The sequence below is a fragment of the Caulobacter segnis ATCC 21756 genome (assembly GCF_000092285.1).
Classification (GTDB): Bacteria; Pseudomonadota; Alphaproteobacteria; order Caulobacterales; family Caulobacteraceae; genus Caulobacter; species Caulobacter segnis.
This window is the reverse complement of the sequence record NC_014100.1, coordinates 2,715,401-2,735,194: the sequence shown is the minus strand read 5'-3', so window position 1 is coordinate 2,735,194 and position 19,794 is coordinate 2,715,401. Positions and strand designations below refer to the sequence as shown.

Annotated in this window: 25 protein-coding genes; 22 read left to right on the top strand and 3 right to left on the bottom strand. The window is 70.5% G+C overall.

Translation table 11 applies throughout. From position 1 onward, the window contains the following. The first annotated feature begins 1 nt into the window (after window position 1). From trbE to CSEG_RS12475, 14 genes are all read left to right on the top strand, one after another. Window positions 2–2,446, top strand: a complete 2,445-nt coding sequence (gene trbE / locus CSEG_RS12540; protein ID WP_013079608.1) for a conjugal transfer protein TrbE — start codon at window positions 2–4, stop codon at window positions 2,444–2,446. Further along, on the top strand, window positions 2,443–3,147 hold the full coding sequence (gene trbJ / locus CSEG_RS12535; protein ID WP_013079607.1) for a P-type conjugative transfer protein TrbJ: 705 nt from the start codon (window positions 2,443–2,445) through the stop codon (window positions 3,145–3,147). The genes trbE and trbJ overlap by 4 nt, the downstream gene beginning before the upstream one ends. Beyond that, entirely contained in the window at window positions 3,144–3,371 is a 228-nt protein-coding gene (gene trbK-alt / locus CSEG_RS12530; RefSeq protein ID WP_013079606.1) for a putative entry exclusion protein TrbK-alt, read from the top strand. Before trbJ ends, trbK-alt begins: the two co-directional genes overlap by 4 nt. Then, on the top strand, window positions 3,368–4,612 hold the full coding sequence (gene trbL / locus CSEG_RS12525) for a P-type conjugative transfer protein TrbL (RefSeq protein ID WP_013079605.1): 1,245 nt from the start codon (window positions 3,368–3,370) through the stop codon (window positions 4,610–4,612). The genes trbK-alt and trbL overlap by 4 nt, the downstream gene beginning before the upstream one ends. Further along, window positions 4,609–5,295 (top strand): conjugal transfer protein TrbF, encoded by a 687-nt coding sequence (trbF, locus tag CSEG_RS12520; RefSeq protein WP_013079604.1) that lies wholly within the window; start codon window positions 4,609–4,611, stop codon window positions 5,293–5,295. The genes trbL and trbF overlap by 4 nt, the downstream gene beginning before the upstream one ends. Continuing rightward, on the top strand, window positions 5,292–6,071 hold the full coding sequence (gene trbG, locus CSEG_RS12515) for a P-type conjugative transfer protein TrbG (RefSeq protein ID WP_013079603.1): 780 nt from the start codon (window positions 5,292–5,294) through the stop codon (window positions 6,069–6,071). The genes trbF and trbG overlap by 4 nt, the downstream gene beginning before the upstream one ends. Then, window positions 6,068–7,228 carry a TraB/TrbI/VirB10 family type IV secretion system protein gene (locus CSEG_RS12510; RefSeq protein ID WP_013079602.1) on the top strand — a complete coding sequence of 387 codons (1,161 nt, stop codon included), beginning with the start codon at window positions 6,068–6,070 and terminating at the stop codon, window positions 7,226–7,228. Before trbG ends, CSEG_RS12510 begins: the two co-directional genes overlap by 4 nt. Continuing rightward, the gene (locus CSEG_RS12505) at window positions 7,225–7,449 is read left to right on the top strand and encodes a DUF2274 domain-containing protein (RefSeq protein WP_013079601.1); all 225 of its coding nucleotides are present in this window, start codon (window positions 7,225–7,227) and stop codon (window positions 7,447–7,449) included. The genes CSEG_RS12510 and CSEG_RS12505 overlap by 4 nt, the downstream gene beginning before the upstream one ends. A gap of 112 nt (window positions 7,450–7,561) precedes the next feature. Next, window positions 7,562–7,780, top strand: a complete 219-nt coding sequence (locus tag CSEG_RS12500; protein WP_013079600.1) for a hypothetical protein — start codon at window positions 7,562–7,564, stop codon at window positions 7,778–7,780. A gap of 41 nt (window positions 7,781–7,821) precedes the next feature. Then, window positions 7,822–8,688, top strand: a complete 867-nt coding sequence (locus CSEG_RS12495; RefSeq protein ID WP_013079599.1) for an endonuclease/exonuclease/phosphatase family protein — start codon at window positions 7,822–7,824, stop codon at window positions 8,686–8,688. Further along, complete coding sequence (locus CSEG_RS12490; RefSeq protein WP_013079598.1) at window positions 8,685–9,581, top strand: 3'-5' exonuclease; 897 nt, start codon at window positions 8,685–8,687, stop codon at window positions 9,579–9,581. Before CSEG_RS12495 ends, CSEG_RS12490 begins: the two co-directional genes overlap by 4 nt. Window positions 9,582–9,678: 97 nt before the next feature. Next, on the top strand, window positions 9,679–9,984 hold the full coding sequence (locus CSEG_RS12485) for a hypothetical protein (RefSeq protein ID WP_013079597.1): 306 nt from the start codon (window positions 9,679–9,681) through the stop codon (window positions 9,982–9,984). Further along, window positions 9,977–10,360, top strand: a complete 384-nt coding sequence (locus CSEG_RS21605; RefSeq protein ID WP_013079596.1) for a hypothetical protein — start codon at window positions 9,977–9,979, stop codon at window positions 10,358–10,360. Before CSEG_RS12485 ends, CSEG_RS21605 begins: the two co-directional genes overlap by 8 nt. Before the next feature lie 2 nt (window positions 10,361–10,362). After that, window positions 10,363–10,563 carry a hypothetical protein gene (locus CSEG_RS12475; RefSeq protein WP_013079595.1) on the top strand — a complete coding sequence of 67 codons (201 nt, stop codon included), beginning with the start codon at window positions 10,363–10,365 and terminating at the stop codon, window positions 10,561–10,563. On the opposite strand, the gene CSEG_RS12470 is transcribed toward CSEG_RS12475, so the two are convergent. Then, complete coding sequence (locus tag CSEG_RS12470; protein ID WP_013079594.1) at window positions 10,560–10,790, bottom strand: hypothetical protein; 231 nt, start codon at window positions 10,788–10,790, stop codon at window positions 10,560–10,562. The genes CSEG_RS12475 and CSEG_RS12470 overlap by 4 nt on opposite strands. A gap of 46 nt (window positions 10,791–10,836) precedes the next feature. On the opposite strand from CSEG_RS12470, the gene CSEG_RS12465 reads away from it, so the two are divergent. From CSEG_RS12465 to CSEG_RS12455, 3 genes are read left to right on the top strand one after another with little or no spacing between them, the layout of a single operon-like run. Then, window positions 10,837–11,178 (top strand): hypothetical protein, encoded by a 342-nt coding sequence (locus CSEG_RS12465; RefSeq protein ID WP_013079593.1) that lies wholly within the window; start codon window positions 10,837–10,839, stop codon window positions 11,176–11,178. Between the two features lie 18 nt (window positions 11,179–11,196). Further along, complete coding sequence (locus CSEG_RS12460; RefSeq protein ID WP_013079592.1) at window positions 11,197–11,781, top strand: SOS response-associated peptidase family protein; 585 nt, start codon at window positions 11,197–11,199, stop codon at window positions 11,779–11,781. An 8-nt stretch (window positions 11,782–11,789) separates the two neighbouring features. Continuing rightward, window positions 11,790–12,233 carry a hypothetical protein gene (locus CSEG_RS12455; RefSeq protein ID WP_013079591.1) on the top strand — a complete coding sequence of 148 codons (444 nt, stop codon included), beginning with the start codon at window positions 11,790–11,792 and terminating at the stop codon, window positions 12,231–12,233. On the opposite strand, the gene CSEG_RS12450 is transcribed toward CSEG_RS12455, so the two are convergent. Beyond that, window positions 12,230–12,511, bottom strand: coding sequence for a hypothetical protein (locus CSEG_RS12450; protein WP_013079590.1), 282 nt, complete (start codon window positions 12,509–12,511; stop codon window positions 12,230–12,232). The genes CSEG_RS12455 and CSEG_RS12450 overlap by 4 nt on opposite strands. Window positions 12,512–12,609: 98 nt before the next feature. Between CSEG_RS12450 and CSEG_RS12445 the strand changes: the two genes are divergently transcribed. Together CSEG_RS12445 and CSEG_RS12440 are read left to right on the top strand one after the other, a co-directional pair. Continuing rightward, on the top strand, window positions 12,610–12,813 hold the full coding sequence (locus CSEG_RS12445; protein ID WP_013079589.1) for a hypothetical protein: 204 nt from the start codon (window positions 12,610–12,612) through the stop codon (window positions 12,811–12,813). Between the two features lie 232 nt (window positions 12,814–13,045). Continuing rightward, window positions 13,046–13,576, top strand: coding sequence for an antirestriction protein ArdA (locus CSEG_RS12440; protein ID WP_013079588.1), 531 nt, complete (start codon window positions 13,046–13,048; stop codon window positions 13,574–13,576). 33 nt (window positions 13,577–13,609) lie between these two features. Here the strand turns inward: CSEG_RS12440 and CSEG_RS22575 are convergent, their stop codons facing one another. Continuing rightward, window positions 13,610–13,747: a hypothetical protein gene (locus tag CSEG_RS22575; RefSeq protein WP_013079587.1), complete on the bottom strand. Its 138-nt coding sequence runs from the start codon at window positions 13,745–13,747 to the stop codon at window positions 13,610–13,612. A 185-nt stretch (window positions 13,748–13,932) separates the two neighbouring features. Here CSEG_RS22575 and CSEG_RS12435 point away from each other — a divergent pair, with 185 nt between their 5' ends. From CSEG_RS12435 to CSEG_RS12425, 3 genes are all read left to right on the top strand, one after another. Next, window positions 13,933–14,403 carry an Lrp/AsnC family transcriptional regulator gene (locus tag CSEG_RS12435; RefSeq protein ID WP_013079586.1) on the top strand — a complete coding sequence of 157 codons (471 nt, stop codon included), beginning with the start codon at window positions 13,933–13,935 and terminating at the stop codon, window positions 14,401–14,403. A gap of 138 nt (window positions 14,404–14,541) precedes the next feature. Continuing rightward, on the top strand, window positions 14,542–16,350 hold the full coding sequence (locus CSEG_RS12430; protein ID WP_013079585.1) for an amidohydrolase family protein: 1,809 nt from the start codon (window positions 14,542–14,544) through the stop codon (window positions 16,348–16,350). A 304-nt stretch (window positions 16,351–16,654) separates the two neighbouring features. Continuing rightward, entirely contained in the window at window positions 16,655–19,741 is a 3,087-nt protein-coding gene (locus CSEG_RS12425; protein ID WP_013079584.1) for a TonB-dependent receptor domain-containing protein, read from the top strand. Window positions 19,742–19,794 lie beyond the last annotated feature (53 nt).

The following is a 19,794-nucleotide window of genomic DNA, read 5'->3' as shown; positions in this document are numbered from 1 at the left end:
GGTGTTTGACCTTCGCGAGTATCGCCGCCGGCCGAGCCTCTTGGCCGACTATCTGCCCTGGGTCGCCTTGGTCGCGCCGGGCGTGGTCTTGAACAAGGACGGCGGCTTTCAGCGCAGCGCGGAGTTTCGGGGGCCCGATCTCGACAGCGCCACCAACGCCGAGGTCGCCGCCATCGCCGCCCGGCTGAACGGGGCCTTGCGGCGCCTGGGCTCGGGCTGGGCGATCTTCGTCGAGGCAAGGCGCGATCCGGCGGCCGCCTATCCGGCCAGCGTCTTTCCCGATCCGGTCTCGGCCCTGGTCGACGCGGAGCGGCGCGCCGACTTTGTCGACAGCGGCGAGCACTATGAGAGCCGCTTCTTCCTGACCCTCAGCTATTTGCCGCCGGCCGAGCGGCGCGGCCGGCTTGAGCGATTGTTCGTCGAAGGCCGGGCCGGCGACGCGCTCGACTGGCGGGCGGAACTGGCCGCCTTCATCGATCGCACCGACCGGTTCCTGGCCTTGCTCGACGGCCTGATGCCAAGCTGCTCGTGGCTGGGCGACGGGGAGACCTTGGGCCTGCTGCACGGGGCGGTCTCGACGGGCCGCCAGCGCGTGGCGGTCCCCGAGATCCCGATCTATCTCGACAGCCTGCTGGCCAGCCAGCCCCTGGCCGGCGGTCTCGAACCAAGGCTTGGCGGCGCCCACCTGCGGGTCCTGACGATCATCGGCTTTCCGCCGGCCACGACGCCGGGCCTGCTCGACGAGCTCAACCGGCTGGCCTTCGCCTATCGCTGGTCGACCCGGGCGCTGTGCCTGGATAAGACGCAGGCCGTCGGGGCTCTGAGCAAGATCCGCCGCCAGTGGTTTGCCAAGCGCAAGTCGGTGCTGGCGCTGCTGCGCGAGGCCCTGACCCAGGAGCCCTCGGCCCTGGTCGACAACGACGCGGCCAACAAGGCTGGCGAGGCGGATCTGGCCTTGCAGGACCTCGGCGGCGACGCCGTCGCCTACGCCTATGTCACCACCAGCCTCGTGGTCTGGGATGACGACCCCGCCCAGGCCGACGCCAAGCTCGCCCTGGCCGAAAAGGTCATCCAGGGCCGCGAGCTGACGGTGATCCGCGAGAGCGTCAACGCCGTCGAGGGCTGGCTGGGCACGCTGCCTGGACACGTCTACGCCAATGTCCGCCAGCCGCCGCTCTCGACCCTCAACCTGGCCCACCTGGCGCCGCTGTCGGCGGTCTGGGCCGGACCGGCGCGCAACGCCCATCTCGATGGCCCGCCGCTCTTGATCGCCCGCACGGCCGGCTCCACGCCCTTTCGCCTCAGCCTGCATGTCGACGATGTCGGCCACACCCTGGTCGTGGGGCCCACGGGCGCGGGCAAGAGCGTCCTTCTGGCCATGCTGGCCCTGTCGTTCCGGCGCTATCCCAAGGCCCAGCTGTTTGCTTTTGATCACGGCGCATCCAGCCGCGCGGCCGTTCTGGCCATGGGCGGCGCGGTCCATGATCTCTCGGGCGAAGCCGCCGCCGCGCTCAGCCTGCAGCCGCTGGCGCGCATCGACCTAGCCGAGGAGCGCGCCTGGGCCAGCGAATGGCTGGCGGCGATCCTGGCCCGCGAAGGCGTCGTCATGACCCCGGCCGTGCGCCAGCACCTGTGGGCGGCGCTGGGCAGTCTCTCCGGCGCGCCGGTGGCCGAGCGCACCTTGACGGGGCTGGTGGCGCTGCTGGCCAGCCCGCCCTTGAAGGCCGCGCTCGCGCCGTTCGTGCTGGGGGGGCCGCACGGCCGTCTGCTGGATGGCGCGAGCGAACGGTTGAGGGAGGGCGACCTCCAGGTCTTCGAGACCGAGGGCCTGGCCCGCCTGGCGGCCGCGCCGGCGGTGCTGTCCTATCTCTTCCATCGCATCGAACGGCGCCTGGATGGTCGGCCGACCCTGATCCTGATCGACGAGGGTTGGTTGGCGCTCGATGATCCTGCCTTTGGCGCCCAGCTGCGCGAATGGCTGAAAACCCTGCGCAAGAAGAAAGCCTCGGTCGTCTTCGCCACCCAGTCGCTGGCGGATGTCACCCAGAGCGCCATCGCCGCGACGATCATCGAAAGCTGTCCGACCCGGATCTTCCTGCCCAATCCGCGCGCCCTGGAGCCGCAGGGCGCGGCCGCTTACGCTCGGTTTGGCCTCAACGACCGCCAGATCGAGATCCTGGCCCGCGCCACCCCGGCCCGCGACTACTACCTGCAGTCCAGGGTCGGGAACCGCCTGTTCGATCTGGGGCTTGGGCCCGTGGCCCTGGCCTTCTGCGCCGCGTCCGCCAAGGCCGACCAGGCCCTGATCGGCGCGCTGCTGTCCCGCCACGGCCAGGCGGGCTTCGCCGCCGCCTGGCTGCGCGCCAAGCGCCTGGCCTGGGCCGCCGACCTCCTGCCGGGCGGATCGGCCGCCCCCGCAAGCCTCGCCCCGGAGACGTCGTCATGATCCTCAACCGTCGCCGCCTGGCGCGTCTCGTGGCCGCCAGCCTGCTCGTCGCCGCGCCGTCCCTCGCCCGGGCTCAGTTCACCGTCTTCGACCCGACCAACTACGCCCAGAACGTCCTGCAGGCGGCCCGGGCTCTGCAGACCATCAACAACCAGATCACCTCGCTGCAGAACCAGGCTCAGATGCTGATCGGCCAGGGCAAGAGCCTGGCCAGCCTCCCGTACTCGTCCTTGGCGGCCTTGCAGGCGCAGGTCGATCGCACCCGCGCGCTTTTGGGGCAGGCCCAGGGCCTGGCCTACGACGTCAGCCAGATCCGCGAAGCCTTCCGCGTCCAGTACGGCGCCGTCGACCTGTCGGTGAGCGACGCGGCGCTGACCCAGCGCGCCGACGCGCGGTGGGGCGCGGCGGTGGCGGGTTTCCAGGACGCCCTGAAGGTCCAGGCCGGCGTGGTCGGCGGCCTGGAAACCAGCCGTGACCAGATGGCGGCCCTCGTCGGCCAGAGCCAGGGCGCGGTCGGCGGCCTGCAAGCCGCCCAAGCCGGCAATCAGCTCCTGGCCCTGCAAGCCGCACAGCTGGCCGACCTTCTGGCGCTCAGCGCCGCGCAAGGCCGCGCCCAGGCGCTGGAGGCGGCCGACCGCGCCGCCGCCCGCGCCGACGCCAAGGCCCGCTTCTCCAGGTTCATGGGGAGCGGCAAGCCATGAGCCGCGCCCTCGCCTGGGGCGCGGCGCTGGTCATCCTGCTGGGCGCGGCGGTCCTGGCCGGAGGAGCGGCCCCGTCGTCATCGGTCATGGCGCCGGCCCTTGGCCCGCGCGATCCGGAGCTGGCGCGTTGCCAAGCTCTAGGCGAGGCCGGGGGACAGGACCCGCGCTGCCGGGCCGCCTGGGCCTTGGCCCGGGCCCGGTTCTTCGGCGGAGCCGCGTCATGAGCGACGTCGGCGTCATCGATCGCTTCTTCGACACCTTCAACCGCTATCTCGACAGCGGCTTTGGCCTCTTGGGCGGGGAGGTGGCGTTTCTCTCCACCACCCTGGTGGCCATCGACGTCACCTTGGCCGCGCTGTTTTGGGCCTGGGCCTCGAGCGAGGACGTCCTGGCCCGGCTGATCAAGAAGACCCTCTATGTCGGGTTCTTCGCCTTCCTGATCGGCAACTTCCAGAGCCTGTCCTTTATCGTGCTGAAGAGCTTTTCGGGGCTTGGCCTCAAGGCCTCGGGGGCGGGGGTCTCGGCCGAGGATTTCCTGCGGCCCGGAAGGCTGGCGGCGCTGGGCGTGACGTCCTGCAAGCCGCTCTTGGAGGCGGCCGCCGAGCTGGGCGGCTTTCCAGGCTTCTTCGAGAACATCGTCCAGATCGTCGTCCTGCTCCTGGTGGCGCTCTTCGTGATCGTCGCCTTCTTCATTATCGCCGTGCAGGTCTTCGTGGTTTTGATCGAGTTCAAGCTCGTCACCCTGGCCGGCTTCGTCCTCGTGCCGTTCGGTCTCTTTGGCCGCACCGCCTTCCTGGCCGAGAAGGTGCTGGGCAATGTCATCGCCAGTGGCGTCAAGGTCATGGTGCTGGCCATCGTCGTCGGCATCGGCGCGTCGCTGTTCTCCGAATTCACTCGCGAGGCCGGCGGCCAACCGACCCTAGAAGAGGTGCTGGCCATGGCCCTGGCCGCCCTGACCTTGCTGGGGCTTTCGATCTTTGGGCCCGGCGTGGCCTCGGGCCTGGTGTCGGGCGCGCCGCACCTGGGGGCCGGGGCCGCGGTCGGCACGGGCCTGGTGGTCGGCGGCATGGCCATGGCCGGCGCGGCGGCCGCCCAGATGGCCGCCGGCGGTCTCTCGGGGGCCGGGGCCGCCGCGGCGGCGGGCGCTGGACGCGCGCCGCCGGCGGGGCCCGCGCCGTCGGGCGGCGGGCCGTCTCATCCCCCGCCCGGGGATGGCGGGGCCGGCGCCGCCGCGTCGCGCGGCCAAGCTTCGCCGTCGAGCGCCGGTCCGAGCGGCCAGGGCGGCGCAAGCGGACCCGCCGCGCCGGGCAAGCCGGAGGATCCGTCGGCCCAGCCGGCCTGGGCCCGGGAGCTCGAACACCGCCAAGCCCTGACCCATGGCGCGGCCATGGCCGTCCACGCCGCCGGCAGCGGCGATGACCCCGGCGCGGGCGCCGCGCCCAGCCTTTCGGAGGATCGAGGATGAGCCCGCTCAAGGGACCCGCGCGCTATGGCGCGACACCAACGCCCGAGACGCCCCACCAACGCGCCGGCCAGGCCTGGGACGAGCGGCTGGGATCGGCCCGCGTCCAGGCCTTCCATTGGCGACTGATGGCCTTGGGCCTCCTGGCGCTCAGCGGCGGCCTTTCGGCCGGTCTCGTCACCCTGTCGCTGCGCGGCGGGATCACCCCCTGGGTCGTCGAGGTCGACAGGCTGGGCGAGCCCGGGGTCGCCGCGCCCGCCGTCCAGGGCGCGCGGGCCACCGATCCGATGATCGCCTGGACCCTGGCGCGGTTCATCACCGACGTGCGCACCATCGGCTCCGATCCGGTGTTGATGCGCCAGGCCTGGCTGCGGGCCTACGACTTCACGACGGCCGAGGGCGCGGCGGCGCTCTCCGACCACGCCCGGCGGGCCGATCCGTTCAGCCAGGTCGGACGCGCCCAAACCACCGTGGCGGTGACCAGCGTGGTGCGCGCCTCGCCCGCGAGCTTCCGCCTGGCTTGGACCGAGCAGCGGTTCGAGGCGGGGCGGCTGGTCGCCACCGAGCGCTGGACCGCCATCCTGACGGTGACGATCAAGCCGCCGCGCACCGCCGAGGGCCTGCGCGCCAATCCGCTGGGCGTCTTTGTCACCGCGATCGCCTGGTCCCAGGAGTTTGGCGCATGAGCGGCCTTGTCGCCCGCGCGGGCCTGGCCTGGGCCCTGATGTCCTCCAGCGTCTTGGCTGACCCCGGGGGCGATCCTCGTCTGGCCGCGCCGGCCGGGATGAGCGCCTATCTCTGGGCCGAGGACGCCGTCTATCCGCTGATCGCCACGCCGGGCCGCATCAGCGACATCGTGCTCGAGCCCGGCGAGCGTCTGGTGGGGGAAGGGGCCATCGCGGCGGGCGACACCGCCCGCTGGATCATCGGCGATACGGTGAGCGGCGCGGGCGAGGCGCGGCGGGTCCACGTGCTGGTCAAGCCGACAGAGGTCGGGCTGGCGACCAACCTGCTGATCAACACCGACCGGCGCGCCTACCATCTGGAGCTTCGCGCCTCGGACCGGACCTGGCAGGCGCGGGTCTCGTGGCGCTATCCGCAAAGGGCGACGCCGGTTCTGGTGGCCGCGCCGCCGGCCAGGCCGGGCCTTGATCTCTCGCGCGTCAACCGAGCCTACCGGATCGAGGGGGATCATCCGGCCTGGCGGCCGGTCGCCGTGTTCGACGACGGCCAGCGGGCCTATATCGAGTTTGGCCCCGGCGTCACGCTGGACGACCTGCCGCCGCTCTATCGGCTGAGCCAGGACGGCAAGGCCAGCGAGCTCGTCAACTACCGCGTCGAGGGGCGGCGGATCGTGCTCGATCGCCTGTTCGACCGGGTCGAGCTGCGCTTGGGGATCAAGCGTCAGGCCCGGCGGGTGGTGATCGTGCGTGTCGCCGGCGCGATCGAGGCTCGGCGATGAGCGGCGAGCGCACCCCGGCCGAGGAGGCCATCGCCAAGTCCCTGCGCCTGCGCGCCAGTCCCGCGCCGGTGGCCAGGATTTCGCGCCGGGCCCTGGTCATCGCCAGCGCTCTCATCGCCCTTGGCCTTTTTGGCGCGGTCGGCTGGTCGATGCTCGACCATCGCCGGGCCGCGCCGAAGGTCGATGACGCCCCGCCGGTCGCCACCCCGTCCGAGCGGGTGACGGCCTTGCCCAAGGGCTATACCGGGCCGGCCGGGGTTCCGGCGCTCGGCCCGCCGCTGCCGGGCGATCTTGGCCGGCCGATGCTGGCGGCGCGCGTGGCGCGGGGCGGGGAGGCGGCGCCGGGAGACCCTGTCGGCTTGTCCGCGGTCGATCCGGCCTTGGCCACACCCGCTGTCACCGGGCCGGCCGATGACGCGCGCCAGGCGCGGGCGGCGGCGCGGCGCGCGGCCGTGCGGAGCGGTCTCTTCGCGGGGGGGCGCGGCGAGCCGGACGCGACTCCCGTGGTTTCACCCACCGCGGCGGTGTTGGAGGGGCCCGATCCGCGCACCACCAGCCTCGAGCGCCTGCGCGATCCGGCCTCGCCCTACCTGCTGCAGGCCGGGGCGGTGATCCCCGCCGCCCTGGTCACCGGCGTGCGCGCCGACGCGCCCGGTCTGGCCATCGCCCAGGTCACTCAGGACGTCTTTGACAGCCTGGGCGGCGGCGTCTTGCTGATCCCGGCCGGGGCGCGGCTGGTCGGCGACTATGAGGCCGAGGTCAAGAGCGGCCAAAGCCGGCTGCGGGTGGCCTGGACGCGGCTGATCCTGCCCTCGGGCCGCTCGATCGTGCTCGACAAGCTGCCGGCCGCCGACCCGCAAGGTCTGGCGGGACTTCAGGATGGCGTCGATCGCCACGGCGGCCAGGTCCTGGCGGCGGCGGCCTTGAGCACCCTTCTGGCGATCGGCGCCGAAAGCGGGACCTCCAGCGAGGCGTCCGATCTGGCCCGCGCCATCCGTCGCGGCGCGGCCGAGGCGGTAAGCGACGTCGGCCGCCAGGCGGTCGGACGAAGTCTCGACCGCGGCCCGACCCTGACCCTTCGCCCCGGGACGCCGCTGCGCGTCCTCCTGACCAAGGACCTCGTCCTTGAGCCCTACAACCCCGGAATCCGCCCATGAACAAGCTGAAGCTTGGTCCCCTCGAAGACGAAACCCCCGTCAAGCTGAACCTTGAGGTGCCGGCCGGCCTGCATCGCGATCTTCTCGCCTACGCCCAGGCCCTGGCCGCCGAAACCGGCGGCAAGCCGGCCGAGCCCGCGCGCCTGGTCGCTCCGATGCTGGCCCGGTTCATGGCCACCGATCGGGCCTTCGTGCGCGGCCGCAAGCCGCGCGGCGGGTGAGGGGCGGCAAGAGGCTGTGCGGGCGATAGCCCGGTAGAGCGCGGGAGGAAGGGTTCATGAGGCCGCTAGTCCAGGTGGCGCGAGTCGCGGTAAACTTGTATATGTGGGTGCGATGCGACTAAACGACGAGCTAGAGCCGGGTGGCAAAGGCCGCTGGGGCGAGCCCATCGCCTGGATCGGCTGCCTGATGGCCGCTGTCCTGCCCACCGCCGTCTTGACCAGCCTCGTCCAGGCTGTCGATCGCGCCGTATGGCCAGGCTTTACACCGCTGATCTATCTCGGGGTGTTCACGCTGATGGTGCTGCTGATCCGGCCCTGGAGCCTGCGCTAGCCGCCTTGGCGCGACTCGGCGTGGCCGGTTAGGAAAAGGCCATGCTCGCTCGTTTCGCCGCCCTCGTTGTTGCTCTTTTCGGCCTGGCTTTGTCGCCGTCCGCGGCCTTGACCGCGCCGTTGCGCGTGGCGACCTGGAACATGGAGCATCTGTCCGAAGACGGGGCCAAGGGCTGTAAGCCACGCACCGACGCCGACTATGAAACGATGCGGCGTTACGCCGAGCGCCTGAACGCCGATGTCGTCGCCTTCGAGGAGGTGGAGTCGGTCAAGGCCGCTGCCAGGGTCTTTGATCCGGCCAAGTACCAGCTGCTGATCGAGGCGCGTCCCGCTGGTAATCCGTTCCCGTGCGGGGAGGGGCGCACCCTGACCCGGCAGGCGGTCGGCTTTGCGATCCGCAAGGGCATCACGGTCGAGCGCGCGCCCGATCTGACCGACCTGCAACTGGGCGATCCCAACCTGCGCGGCGGCGTCGACGTGACGATCCGCGCGCCGGGCCACGCGCCGCTGCGGCTCTTGGCCGTGCACCTGAAGTCCGGGTGCTTCGCCGGCGACGCCGCCAAGGCCTGCGCGACCCTGATGCGCCAGGTTCCGATCCTTGAGCGCTGGATCGACGCGCGCGCGGCCGAGGGCGTTCGCTTCGCGGTGCTGGGCGATTTCAACCGCCGCCTGGCGCGCGCCGACGATGTGGTCTGGCGCGAGATCGACGACGCCGACCCGCCCAACGCCGATCTGTCCCTGGCCGAGGGGAGCGCGGGTCCGAAGTGCGACCCGCGCTATTCGGAGTTCATCGACCACATCGTGCTCGACGCCCGCGCCGCCCGCGACCTCGAAGGCTTCGAGGAGCTGACCTACGCGGCCGGCGAGCGCGGCTCCGACCACTGTCCGGTGCTCGCGCGGCTGAAGTGAGGACCCCCGACCAGGATCTGGAGGCCATGGCCGCGGCGCTCGAGGCCAGCGGCCGCTACCGCGTGCTGCGCCGCCTCGACGCCCCGCGCCTGGTGGCCGGCGAGGTCGTCGGCCAGACGCGGCAGGGGATCGTCCTTGATCTGGAGACCACGGGCCTGGATCCCGCTAAGGACGAGATCATCGAGTTTGGCCTCGTGCCGTTCACCTACGACGCGGGCGGGCGGATCGTCGCGGTCGGCGAGCCTTTCTCGCGGCTTCGACAGCCATCGGGGCCGATCCCGCCGGACGTGACCAAGCTCACCGGCCTGACCGACGCCATGGTCGCGGGCCAGGTCGTCGATCCGGCCGAGGTCGCGACCTTCATCGACGGCGCGGCGCTGATCATCGCCCATAACGCTGGCTTCGACCGGCGCTTCGCCGAGGCCTTCTGTCCGGCCTTCGCGCAGAAGCCCTGGGCCTGCTCCTACACCCAGATCGACTGGCAGGCCCATGGCCACGAGAGCGGCAAGCTCGCCTTCCTGGCCTGCGCCTACGGCTTCTTCCATGACGGCCATCGCGCTCATCACGATTGCCTGGCGACCCTGGAGATCCTGGCCTCGCCCCTGGGCGCCACCGACGGCTCGGCGTTCCAGACACTGCTGGCGACGGCCCGCAGGGCCTCGGTGCGGATCTGGGCCGAGAATTCGCCCTTTGACTTGAAGGACGTGCTCAAGGCGCGCGGCTATCGCTGGAGCGGCGATCCGGGGCCCAGCCCGCGCGCCTGGTGGATCGATGTCGACGAGGCCGACAAGGATGCCGAGCTCGCCTTCCTCCAGGCCGAGATCTATCGCGGCGAAGTCCATCTGCCGACCCGGCGCATCACCGCCTTCGAGCGGTTCTCCGACCGGGCCTAACGCGCCTGCGACGTCGCGTCGCCGGCCTTTTGGGGACGCGGGACGTTGACTCTTCCTCGCTCCAGCGAGAGAACAAAATAAGAACTCGGAGATCGCCATGCCCACCCCACGCGCAAGACAGCGCGCGACGCCGCACGCCCCCAAACCAGAACGCATCCTCCAGCGCATGGTCGTGAAGCTAAGACGGGTGCGCCAGTATGGCGGCGCCGAGCACGGCAGGACCCTGACTTTCAGCTTCGCCGGCGGTACGCGCCGCGCCCAACGCAGCCTCTGTAGTTTCGTCAGCGCCGATCGCGTGCCCGCATTCGACGGCGAGGAAGCCTGGTTCGAGGTCGAGGAGGTCAGCGCCAAGCCCTGGCCGTTCTGGCGGGCCGTGCGTCAGGTCGAGCCGCCCGATGCCTGAGCTCAGCGACCAGCAGCGCCGCAAGCTGATGGCGCTGGAGCCGCATTATGCGCAGGTTCGCCTCGTCGATCTCTTCGAGCGCAAGTGCGAGCTGTCGTTCCGCTGCCTGGCCTGCGGGACCAGCAAGACCTGGCGGCGTGACACCATGCTGGGCCGGGCCCGTCCGCTGCTCGGTCTTAGCCTGGCCGAAATACAGCGCCGCACGCCCTGTCCGCGCTGTGGCGCGCATCTGGCGCAATTGACGGTTAGCGGCGTCTGGGAGCCGGCAGAGCTCGCCGAGCGCTTCCGCTGGGAGGCGATCGACGCCCTGCGTGAGGCCGGTGTCGACCCGCAAGCGCTGGGCTTTGGCTGGCGCGCGCCAGGGGCCAGGCGCTGACCATGGCCGAGATGGATCCGCGCACCGGAAAGCTTGAGCGCCTGACGATCCGCTGCGCCTGCGGCTACACCGTCACCTGGACCAAGCAGGCCATCCTTGCCAGGGCCGGCCCCTGGCGGCGCCCGGCCGAGCTGGCCCGCGCCCTGCGCTGCACGGTGTGCGGCGCCAAGGGCAGGGCGGGGATCTCCGGCGACAATCGCTAGGGGCCAGCGTCGCGCAAGGCTTGGGCGCGCCGGCGCAGTTCGCCGGCCACCTCTTGGGCCAGTCCCGGGCCGCCGTCGAAGCGCGCCGCGCCGGACTCGGCCTCGTTAGCGAGGCGCGCGTAGTCCTCGGCGCTCGCCGGCGCATACTCCTCGAGGATCTCCGCCACGGCGAAGGCCGCATCGCTGGAGAGGGTCGGCGGCAGGTCGTCATTGCTGGGGCCGGACATGGCCGCGAGACTAGCGGCCCGTGCAACCCGCGACTAGGTTTGGACCATGACCGACAGCCAGCCCGACGCCGCCTTCTTCATCCTCGACCATGACCCGTCGCTGTGGTCGCTGCCCTGGGTGGCGCGGGCCGATGTGGCGCCGGCCGAAGGTGGCCCCGAGGGCGAGAAGCTCGTGCGCCTGTGGTTCCGGCGCGAGGCCAATCCCGAGGTCGTCTCGTCGATCGCCCCGGCCGTGCCCGACCGGCCCCATGACCTGGAGGCCTACAACCAGGGTCACGCCCCGCCGACGGTCTTCTGGCATGTCCATCCGCGGCTCGAAGCCTACGAGGTCGAGTACGACGAGGACGATGGGTCCCACTGGTGGGCCCGCCTCTGGCTCAAGCCCTGAACGCTGGACGGCGCGGGCATGTGCAATCTCTATAGTCTTGAGACCGGCGATCTCTTCAGCCTCTGGCAAAAGGTGTTGCGCCTGCCGGTGGTCTGGGAGGGCCAGGCCTCCAACTTCGAGCCGCGTCCCGAGATCAGGATGACCGAGATCGCGCCGATCTTGCGTCACGTCGAGGGGCGGGCCGTCGTGTCGATGACCCCGTGGGCCTGGCGCGCGCCCAGCGGCAAGCCGGTGTTCAACTATGTCAGCGAACGACACGACTTTGGCCGCAGCGACCGGGTGCTGATCCCGGCCGACGGCTTCTACGAGTTCACCGATCCGCTGCCGGGGCAAAAGCGCAAGACGCGCTGGAAGTTCACCATGCCGGGCAATCCGGTGTTCTGGATCGCCGGGATCGTCAAGCAGGGCTGCTGGACGATGCTGACCACCGCGCCAGGCCCCGACATCGCGCCCTATCATGATCGTCAGATCGTGGTCTTGCCCGCCGACCAGGGCCGTGACTGGCTGGACCTGACCCGGCCGCAGGCGGAGATCCTGCGGGCCGCGCCGGCCGGAACCCTCGCCGTGGCGCGGGACTTTCCGCCGCCCGACCTTTTCGGCTAGGCTTGGCCATGAGCCAGGATCCGCCCGAAGAGCGCCTGTCGCCGGCCGCCTTTGGCGTGGCCGATGTCGCGCCGTGGGGCGAGCCGGATGATGATCGCCTGGAGTTCCTGCGCGATGATCCCGAGGTCGACTGGACCAATGTCTTTGTCCGCCGCGGCGCGCGCGATCACCTGGCCGGCAAGGCCCGCGCCGATAATCCCTACAAGCGTGAGGACCCGCGCAGCGTCTTCGCCGACGACGTGGTCGGTTGGCGCGAGGGCTGGATGGCCAGCGCCAGCTACCATGGCCACTTCAACCGGCCCGCCTGGCGGGCGTTCGAACAGGACCTCCGCCGGTGGTTGGCCGTCCAGGCCTTGATCGACCAGGGCGGCTTCGCCGCGCGCGGCGAGCCGGACCCGATCAATCCGTTTCCGCGGCCGCCGGCCGACCTTGACCGGCCGCGCCGGCCTTAAGCGCGCGGCTCCAGATCCATGTAAGGCGCGCCCTGACCCTCGTCCTCGCGGCGGTTTTGCACCCGGTCCTCGCGCAGGCTGCTGACCAGCACCGAAACCCCGCGATAGCGGATGCCGACGATCGTGTTGACGCAGGTGGTCGGCAGGTCGGCCGAAGACATCTTCACCCAGGTCCCCGAATGGAAGTTGATCGCCCCGGGGAGAAGGGTCCCGTCGCCGCTTTGCGTCGCCTCTGCGGCCATGGCGTCCAGCATCGCGTCGATCTCGTCTCGGGTCATGGCCGCCGGCTACGCGATTCTTGGGAGGCGAGGGGCGGTGCGCCATCAAAGCGTCACAGGAAGTTTGAGATCATCCCCAGGTCTTTGGAGGGACTCTCATGCGCAAGACCATCGCCCTGGCCGCCACCCTGGCCTTCGCCTTGTCGGCCGCCGGCGCCAGCTTCGCCGCCGCGCCTTGCCGCGACGCCAAGGGCAAGTTCATCAAGTGTCCGGCCGCCGCGCCCGCCAAGCCGGTCAAGTGCAAGGACGCCAAGGGCAAGTTCGCCAAGTGCGGAACCCCCGGGGCCAAGCCGATCGCCTAGGGGCGCGGGCTTCGCTCGGGGCGCGGGGGCGGTCTTCTGGGCCGCTCGCCGCGGCCCTTGCGGCTTGGGGCGCCGCCCCCGGCGCGCTTTGGACCCGCTTCCGCCCAGCTTCGGCCGCCTGAAGGCGGCCTGCAGCCGGGTCCCCGCGAAGCGGGCGCCGCCGCTTGCACCCCCGGTCTCGCCGACGGGCAAGGGTTCGTGACGACGAACCCCTGCCTTGAGGAGAGGGACCATGACTTCAGCGTTCGAGAGGCTTGAACCGCGCATCTATGTCGCGTGTCTCGCCGCCTACAACAGCGGCTGGCTGCACGGGGCCTGGATCGAGGTCGAGGGCGACGAAGCCGCCGTGTGGTCGGCGATCGGCGCCATGCTGAAGGCTTCGCCCGTGGCTGGGGCCGAGGAATTCGCCATCCATGATCATGAAGGGTTTGGCGGGGTGGAGATCGGCGAACACGCCAGCATCGGCCGGGTGGTCGAGATCGCCGCCTTCCTGCGGGCGCGGGGCGCTCTGGGCGCCCTGGTGCTGGCCGAGCTTGGCGGGGATCTGGGCGCGGCCGCCGCCGCGCTCGACGCGCAATATCACGGCGTCTTCGACAGCCTCGCCGACTGCTTTCAGGCCCTGACCGAGGAAACCGTCGATATCCCCGCGCCGCTGCGGCTCTATATCGATTACGAGGCCATGGCCCGCGACGCGCGGCTCAACGGCGAGGTGTTCACCGTCGAGACCGCGCCGGGCGCGGTGCATGTGTTCTGGAGCCGCTGAGCCCCGAGGAGACGGGAGACGCCGGGGCGGGGCCTAGCCGTGCGGCAGGCCGCGCGCCCATAGCGTGAGGCCCGCGGCCAGGCCGATCGACAGTCCCATGACCAGGATCCCCAGCGCCGTCCAACCGGACGGGGAGAGCAGGCGGGCGGTGGGGCGAAGACGGGCGGCCATGGTCCGAAGGTAAGGCGCCAGGCGCGCTGACGCTAGGCTTGGCTGTTTTGCGAGGACCGCCGCGCTTGCGCCGCCCTTGTGGCAATCTCCCAAGAAATCTCGCCTTTGGTGGTAAAAATCCTTTACGGGGCCCGATCCGCGCGAAACTCTCCGCTCCACGGACTGGGGCTTGGGAGGGATGAACTATGGCGGATGGCGGGCTGGATCGTATCGATCGGCGCATTCTGGAGATCGTCCAGGAAGACGCCTCCCTGACGGTCAACGAGCTGGCCGAGGCCGTGGCCCTGTCGCAAAACGCCTGCTGGCGACGCCTCAAGCGCCTCGAGGACGAGGGCTATATCCTCAAGCGCGTGGCCCTGGTCGATCCGGTCAAGCTCGGCTCGGCCATGGTGGTCTTCGTCACCGTCCGCGCCGCCGAGCACAGCGACGAATGGCTGGCCGCCTTCGCCGGGGCCGTGCGCACCATCCCCGAGGTCGTCGAATTCTACCGGATGAGCGGCGAGGTCGACTATCTCCTGAAACTGCGCGTCAAGGACATCGCCGCCTATGACGGGGTCTATCGCCGGCTGATCAAGGCCGTGCGCCTGCTCGACATCAGCTCCGCCTTCGCCATGGAGGAGATGAAGTTCACCACCGCCGTGCCGATCGCCCTTTGAGCGGGCAAACGCCCGCGCCCCGCGCAATGCAGAAAAAATGGGGTCGCCCCGCCGCCTTTTTCAGTGGGGCGATCGCCGCGCTCGCCGTCTAAGAGCACCGGCGCCGGGGCGCGCCAGGCATCAAAGGCGAGTAGGGCGATGGGCGAGACCAAGCACGGTTGGACGGGATCGATGACAGCGGCGGCTTCGGCCCTGGCCCTGGCGGCGGGCGCGGGACTGCTGGTCAGCGCGGCCCATGCTGAGGCGCCGGCCTCCCGCCCGGTCGCCATTGTCGGGGCCATTGTCTTCGACGCCACCGGCGCGCCGCCGCGCCCGGCCACCGTGGTCATCGAAAGCGGCCGCATCACCGCCGTCGGGCTGAAGGTCAAGATCCCGCGCGGGGCCCAGGTCATCGACGCCAAGGGCCAGGCCCTGCTGCCGGGCTTTTTTGACCTTCACACCCACTGGACCGGCGGCGGCGTCCCGGCCACCACCCCGCAGATCGCCAGCGCCTACGTCGCCGCCGGGGTGACCACGGTCAACGACTTCAACGCCGCGCCCGAATCCTTCGCCCCGCGCCGCCAGTGGCTTTCGACCCTGGTCGCGCCGCACGTCAATTTCGCCGCCCGGGTCAGCACCCCCGGCGGCCACGGAGCCGACTGGGCCGACACGGCCACCACCAAGTGGGTCAACACCCCCGAGGCGGCCCGCGCCGCCATCCAGGCCCTGGCCCCCTACAAGCCCGACCTGATCAAGGCCTTCACCGACGGCTGGCGCTATGGGGCCTCGCCCGACAACACCAGCATGGACGGCTGGACCCTTTCGGCCCTGGTCGACGAAGCCCACAAGCAAAACCTCAAGGTCTTCACCCACACCGTCACCGTCGAGCGCGGCGCGGTGGCCGGCAAGGCCGGCGTCGATGTCATCACCCACAGCCTGCAGGACCGCCCGCTCGACGACGAGGCCCTGGCGGCGATCAAGGCCGGCGGCACGGCCGACACCCCGACCCTGGCCGTCTACGAGCCGGTCAAGCCCGGCGAGCCAGCCCGCGATCCGGCCGATCCCAAGAACCGCCAGAGCTTTCGCAAGTTCGACATCGCCCTGGCCAACGCCAAGCGCCTGCATGGCGCGGGCGTGACCCTGGGCCTGGGCACCGACGCAGGCATGCCCGGCACGCCGCACGGCGTCTCGACCCTGCACGAGATGGAGCTCCTGGTCCGCGCGGGCCTGACGCCCAGCCAGGCCCTGATCGCCGCCACCGCCGACAGCGCCAAGCTGATGAACCTCGCCGCTGATCGCGGGACCATCGCGCCGGGTCAGCGCGCCGATCTGGTTTTGATCAAGGGCGCGCCGTGGACGAGCATCGCCGACGTGCGCAACACCGACCGGGTGCTGATCGACGGCAAGCTGGTCTATGGGCCCGGCGCCCCGCCGATGAGCGCCAACCAGGCGACCAGTCCGCCGGCCATCGCGGCCAAGGCCCTGATCGACGACTTCGAGCGGAGCGACCGCCGATCCAGCCTCGACACCCTGCGCACCGACGATCCGGACGGCGGCATGGACCGCACCGTCGAGATCAGCCAGACCATCGCCCGGGGGACGCAAGGCCGGGCCCTGTCGCTGTCGGCCCGCATGGCGATCAAGGCCAAGCCCAGCGCCGGAGTGATCATTCCGCTGAGCCGGGGCTCGATCACGCCGGTCGACGCCAGCGCCTTCAAGGGCGTGCGCTTCGAGGCGCGCGGCGACGGCGCCTATGCGCTGGGCGTCACCACGACCAGCGGGCGCTGGTCGGCGCCGTTCAGCGCCGGGGCCGACTGGCGCGTGGTCGAGATCCCGTTCACCGCCCTCAAGGCCTTGCGCGGCAAGGGCGAGTGGACCGCCAAGGATCTGACCGAGGTCGAACTGATGGGCGGCCGCTCAGCCGGCGAGACCCTGTGGCTCGAGATCGACAACGTCAGCTTCTACTAGCGCCAGCCAAGAGCGTCCGTGGAGCGCGCGGCGGGGCAGGCCTCCCGCCGCGCGATTGAGTTTCCCTGGCGCCGCTGCGCCAAAAACTGCCGCGCCTTGCAAACTCTACAAGTTTAGTGGGGCTTCGATAGCGGGCGGCGCCCGCTTCGTGGGCGATCGGCGCCCAGCCGCCAGGCAACGACAAAAACGGCGATTTTCTGGCCGGGCTCAGGTGGGGCAACGCCCCGCCCATCCGTCTCAGAAGCTGTCGATCGAGAACGGCGAAAGCCTGCCGGCGGCGCACGCTAGACCTGAGGGGGTTATCATGAACCATCGCTTCCAACGCGCCAGCCGGGCGCTGCTGCTGGCCAGCACGGCCAGCCTCCTGGGCGCGGGCCTGGCCCACGCCCAAGCTCAAGCAACGGCCAGCGCGCCGCCGCAGGACGCCGCCACCGTCGAGGAGGTGATCGTCGTCGGCACCCAGATCGCCGGCTCCAAGGTCACCGCCGCCGTGCCGGTCACGGTCGTCGACGCCGCCCAGATCGCCACCACCGGCGCGGTCTCGGGCGATGACCTGCTGCGCGCGGTGCCGCAGATGGGCAATGTCACCTTCAACAGCACCAATGGCGCGACCAGCAGCAACTTCGCCCGCGGCGATGTTGGCTCGATCAACCTGCGCGACCTGGGCGTGGGTAACACCCTGGTGCTGCTCAATGGCCGCCGGGTCGTCACCTGGCCGGGCACCCAGGCCGATTCCAACCTCGCCCCGGTGCTGACCACCAACTCCAACACCCTGCCGGTCTCGGGCATCCAGCGCCTGGAAGTGCTGCGCGACGGGGCCGCGGCCCTCTATGGCGCCGACGCCGTGGCCGGCGTGCTCAACACCGTGCTGCGCGATGACCTCGACGGCGGGACGGTCACCGTGCGCTACGGCGGGGCCGAAGGCACGTCGATGCGTGACTTCAATCTCAACTTCGCCGTCGGCCAGAACTTCAAGGAAGGGCGCGGCAACGTCACCCTGTCGGCCGACTACGCCTATCGCAGCGCGCTCAAATCCACCGACCTCGACTACACCGCCAGCGGCGACAAGCGCCCGCTATTCGCCGACACCAGCTTCGCCGGCTCCAATACGCTCGATCGCCGCAGCACGCTCAGCCCCTGGGCCGACCTGACGGTGATCGGCCAGACTGGCGCGGTGCGCCAGGGCACGACCAACCTGACCACCGCCGCGGGCGTCTTCCACATCCAGCCGACCGCCGACGGCTCGTGCGGCTCGGTGCTGGCCGGCGGCATCTGCATCGGCACGGGTACGCGCGCCACCTCCGGCGCGGCCCGCGACACCCGCTCGGACGCCCAGTCGGTCTATGGCCTGTCGGTCATGCCCAAGATGCGCCGCACCAACCTCTTTTCGACCTGGCGCTATGACCTGACCGACGACGTCACCGCCTATGGGGAGCTTGGCTACTACATCTCCGACACCCACAGCGTGCAGGACGGGGTGTTCACGATCGGCTCGACCAAGATCGCCATCCCCGCGTCCAACTACTGGAACCCGTTCGGCCCGGTGACCTTCGCCGACGGCACGGTCAACCCCAATCGCCTGGCCAACCTCAACATCCCCGCCGCGGGCCGCGCCGTCAGCCTGACCAACTACCGGTTCGGCGACCTTGGCCCGACCAATGTCGACGTCAAGGGCAAGCAGGTGCGGGTGCTCGGCGGGCTGAAGGGCAATGCCTACGGCTTCCGCTGGGATAGCGCGCTGCTCTACACCGAGGCCGGCGTCACCGACGTCCAGGACGGCGTCAGCTCCACGGCCCTGCAAAAGCAACTCGCCCTGTCGACCCCCGACGCCTACAACCCGTTCAACGGCGGCAGCGCCAGCAACCCGACCGGGGTCGACGGCACGCCCAGCTCCAAGGCCGCCCTCGACGCCATCCGCGTCAAGACCTACCTCAAGGGCCGCTCGACCCTGGCCCAATGGGATTTCAAGGTCTCCAAGGCCGACCTCCTGGCCCTGCCGGCCGGTGACCTTGGCCTGGCCGCCGGCGTCGAGCTGCGCCGCGAGACGATCAGCGACAACCGCGACGCTCGCGTCGATGGCACGATCAAGTTCACCGACGCGGTGACCGGCGAAGTCCAGACCTCGGACCTCTTCGGCGTCAGCCCGACCCCCGACTCCAAGGGCTCGCGCAAGGTCGCCTCGGCCTATGCCGAACTGGCCGTGCCCGTCGTCTCGCCCGACATGAACGTGCCCCTGGTGCGCAATGTCGAGGTGCAGCTGGCCGGACGCTATGAGCACTACAGCGACTTTGGCGATGTCGCCAAACCCAAGGTCGCCCTGGCCTGGGACCTCTTCGACGGCGTGCGGGTCCGCGGTTCTTACTCCAAGGGCTTCCGCGCCCCCAACCTGCTGCAGGTCAATTCGGCCATCGTGACGCGGGGCAACACTCGCACCGACTACATCTTCTGCGAGGCCGACCTGCGGGCCGGCCGGATCTCGAGCTTCAGCGCCTGCTCGGCTTCGATCGTCGCCACCGCCCAGCGGGCCGGCAATCCCGACCTGAAGGCCGAGACCTCCGAGAGCCAGTCGATCGGTCTTGTCCTGCAGCCGAAGTTCATTCCCAGTGAACTGGGGCGCTTTACCCTGACCGTCGATGTCTGGGACACCAAGCAGAACGGCATCATCGGGGTGTTCGGCGAAGGCAACGCCCTGATCCTCGACTACCTGCTGCGCGTCCAGGGCTCGAGCAACCCCAACGTCATCCGCCTGGCCCCGACCGCCGACGACATCGCCCGCACCGCCGGCACGGGTCTGGCCGCCGTCGGCCAGGTCACCTACGTCAAGGACCAGTACCAGAACCTCAATCCGCAGGACGTCCGCGGCCTCGACGTCAGCCTCAACTGGCGCCTGCACGGCACGCGGTTTGGCGATTTCGACGCCGACATCAATGTCGCCCACTTCAACAAGTTCTACCGCCAGCCCTCGGCCGAGATCGCCGAACTGCTCGCCGCCCGCCAGGCCGGCAAGATCAACGCCGGCACGTCGATCACCGGCGGCGGGGACCTCCTGCGCCAGAACGGCACGCCCAAGACCAAGGTCTCGGCCTCGCTGACCTGGCGCTACGAGCAGCTGACCGTGGGGGCGTTCACCAAGTACATCTCCTCGATGGACGACACCTCGCTTCTGGCGACGGACGGCACGCCCTGGCAGGTCGAAAGCCAGGTGACCGGCAACCTCTATGGCCAGTGGACGGTCGGCAAGGGGCGCCTGGACGGCTCCAGGATCCGCCTGGGCGTCAACAACATCACCAACGAAGACCCGCCGCTTTCGTCGGGGACCTACGGCTATCTGGGGGCCGTCTACCAGCCCTACGCCCGCTACTGGTACCTGAGCCTCAGCAAGTCCTTCTAGCCACGCGGCGAGCGGATCCGGACGAACCTCCCCAGGGGCGTCTTGGACCCTTC

Excerpts from the sequence above, each read along its gene's own strand:
- trbJ (WP_013079607.1), top strand. The coding sequence starts at position 2,443 with ATGATCCTCAACCGTCGCCGCCTGGCGCGTCTCGTGGCCGCCAGCCTG.
- trbK-alt (WP_013079606.1), top strand. The coding sequence starts at position 3,144 with ATGAGCCGCGCCCTCGCCTGGGGCGCGGCGCTGGTCATCCTGCTGGGC.
- trbL (WP_013079605.1), top strand. The coding sequence starts at position 3,368 with ATGAGCGACGTCGGCGTCATCGATCGCTTCTTCGACACCTTCAACCGC.
- trbF (WP_013079604.1), top strand. The coding sequence starts at position 4,609 with ATGAGCCCGCTCAAGGGACCCGCGCGCTATGGCGCGACACCAACGCCC.
- trbG (WP_013079603.1), top strand. The coding sequence starts at position 5,292 with ATGAGCGGCCTTGTCGCCCGCGCGGGCCTGGCCTGGGCCCTGATGTCC.
- CSEG_RS12510 (WP_013079602.1), top strand. The coding sequence starts at position 6,068 with ATGAGCGGCGAGCGCACCCCGGCCGAGGAGGCCATCGCCAAGTCCCTG.
- CSEG_RS12505 (WP_013079601.1), top strand. The coding sequence starts at position 7,225 with ATGAACAAGCTGAAGCTTGGTCCCCTCGAAGACGAAACCCCCGTCAAG.
- CSEG_RS12500 (WP_013079600.1), top strand. The coding sequence starts at position 7,562 with ATGCGACTAAACGACGAGCTAGAGCCGGGTGGCAAAGGCCGCTGGGGC.
- CSEG_RS12495 (WP_013079599.1), top strand. The coding sequence starts at position 7,822 with ATGCTCGCTCGTTTCGCCGCCCTCGTTGTTGCTCTTTTCGGCCTGGCT.
- CSEG_RS12485 (WP_013079597.1), top strand. The coding sequence starts at position 9,679 with ATGCCCACCCCACGCGCAAGACAGCGCGCGACGCCGCACGCCCCCAAA.
- CSEG_RS21605 (WP_013079596.1), top strand. The coding sequence starts at position 9,977 with ATGCCTGAGCTCAGCGACCAGCAGCGCCGCAAGCTGATGGCGCTGGAG.
- CSEG_RS12475 (WP_013079595.1), top strand. The coding sequence starts at position 10,363 with ATGGCCGAGATGGATCCGCGCACCGGAAAGCTTGAGCGCCTGACGATC.
- CSEG_RS12470 (WP_013079594.1), bottom strand. The coding sequence starts at position 10,790 with ATGTCCGGCCCCAGCAATGACGACCTGCCGCCGACCCTCTCCAGCGAT.
- CSEG_RS12465 (WP_013079593.1), top strand. The coding sequence starts at position 10,837 with ATGACCGACAGCCAGCCCGACGCCGCCTTCTTCATCCTCGACCATGAC.
- CSEG_RS12460 (WP_013079592.1), top strand. The coding sequence starts at position 11,197 with ATGTGCAATCTCTATAGTCTTGAGACCGGCGATCTCTTCAGCCTCTGG.
- CSEG_RS12455 (WP_013079591.1), top strand. The coding sequence starts at position 11,790 with ATGAGCCAGGATCCGCCCGAAGAGCGCCTGTCGCCGGCCGCCTTTGGC.
- CSEG_RS12450 (WP_013079590.1), bottom strand. The coding sequence starts at position 12,511 with ATGACCCGAGACGAGATCGACGCGATGCTGGACGCCATGGCCGCAGAG.
- CSEG_RS12445 (WP_013079589.1), top strand. The coding sequence starts at position 12,610 with ATGCGCAAGACCATCGCCCTGGCCGCCACCCTGGCCTTCGCCTTGTCG.
- CSEG_RS12440 (WP_013079588.1), top strand. The coding sequence starts at position 13,046 with ATGACTTCAGCGTTCGAGAGGCTTGAACCGCGCATCTATGTCGCGTGT.
- CSEG_RS22575 (WP_013079587.1), bottom strand. The coding sequence starts at position 13,747 with ATGGCCGCCCGTCTTCGCCCCACCGCCCGCCTGCTCTCCCCGTCCGGT.
- CSEG_RS12435 (WP_013079586.1), top strand. The coding sequence starts at position 13,933 with ATGGCGGATGGCGGGCTGGATCGTATCGATCGGCGCATTCTGGAGATC.
- CSEG_RS12430 (WP_013079585.1), top strand. The coding sequence starts at position 14,542 with ATGGGCGAGACCAAGCACGGTTGGACGGGATCGATGACAGCGGCGGCT.
- CSEG_RS12425 (WP_013079584.1), top strand. The coding sequence starts at position 16,655 with ATGAACCATCGCTTCCAACGCGCCAGCCGGGCGCTGCTGCTGGCCAGC.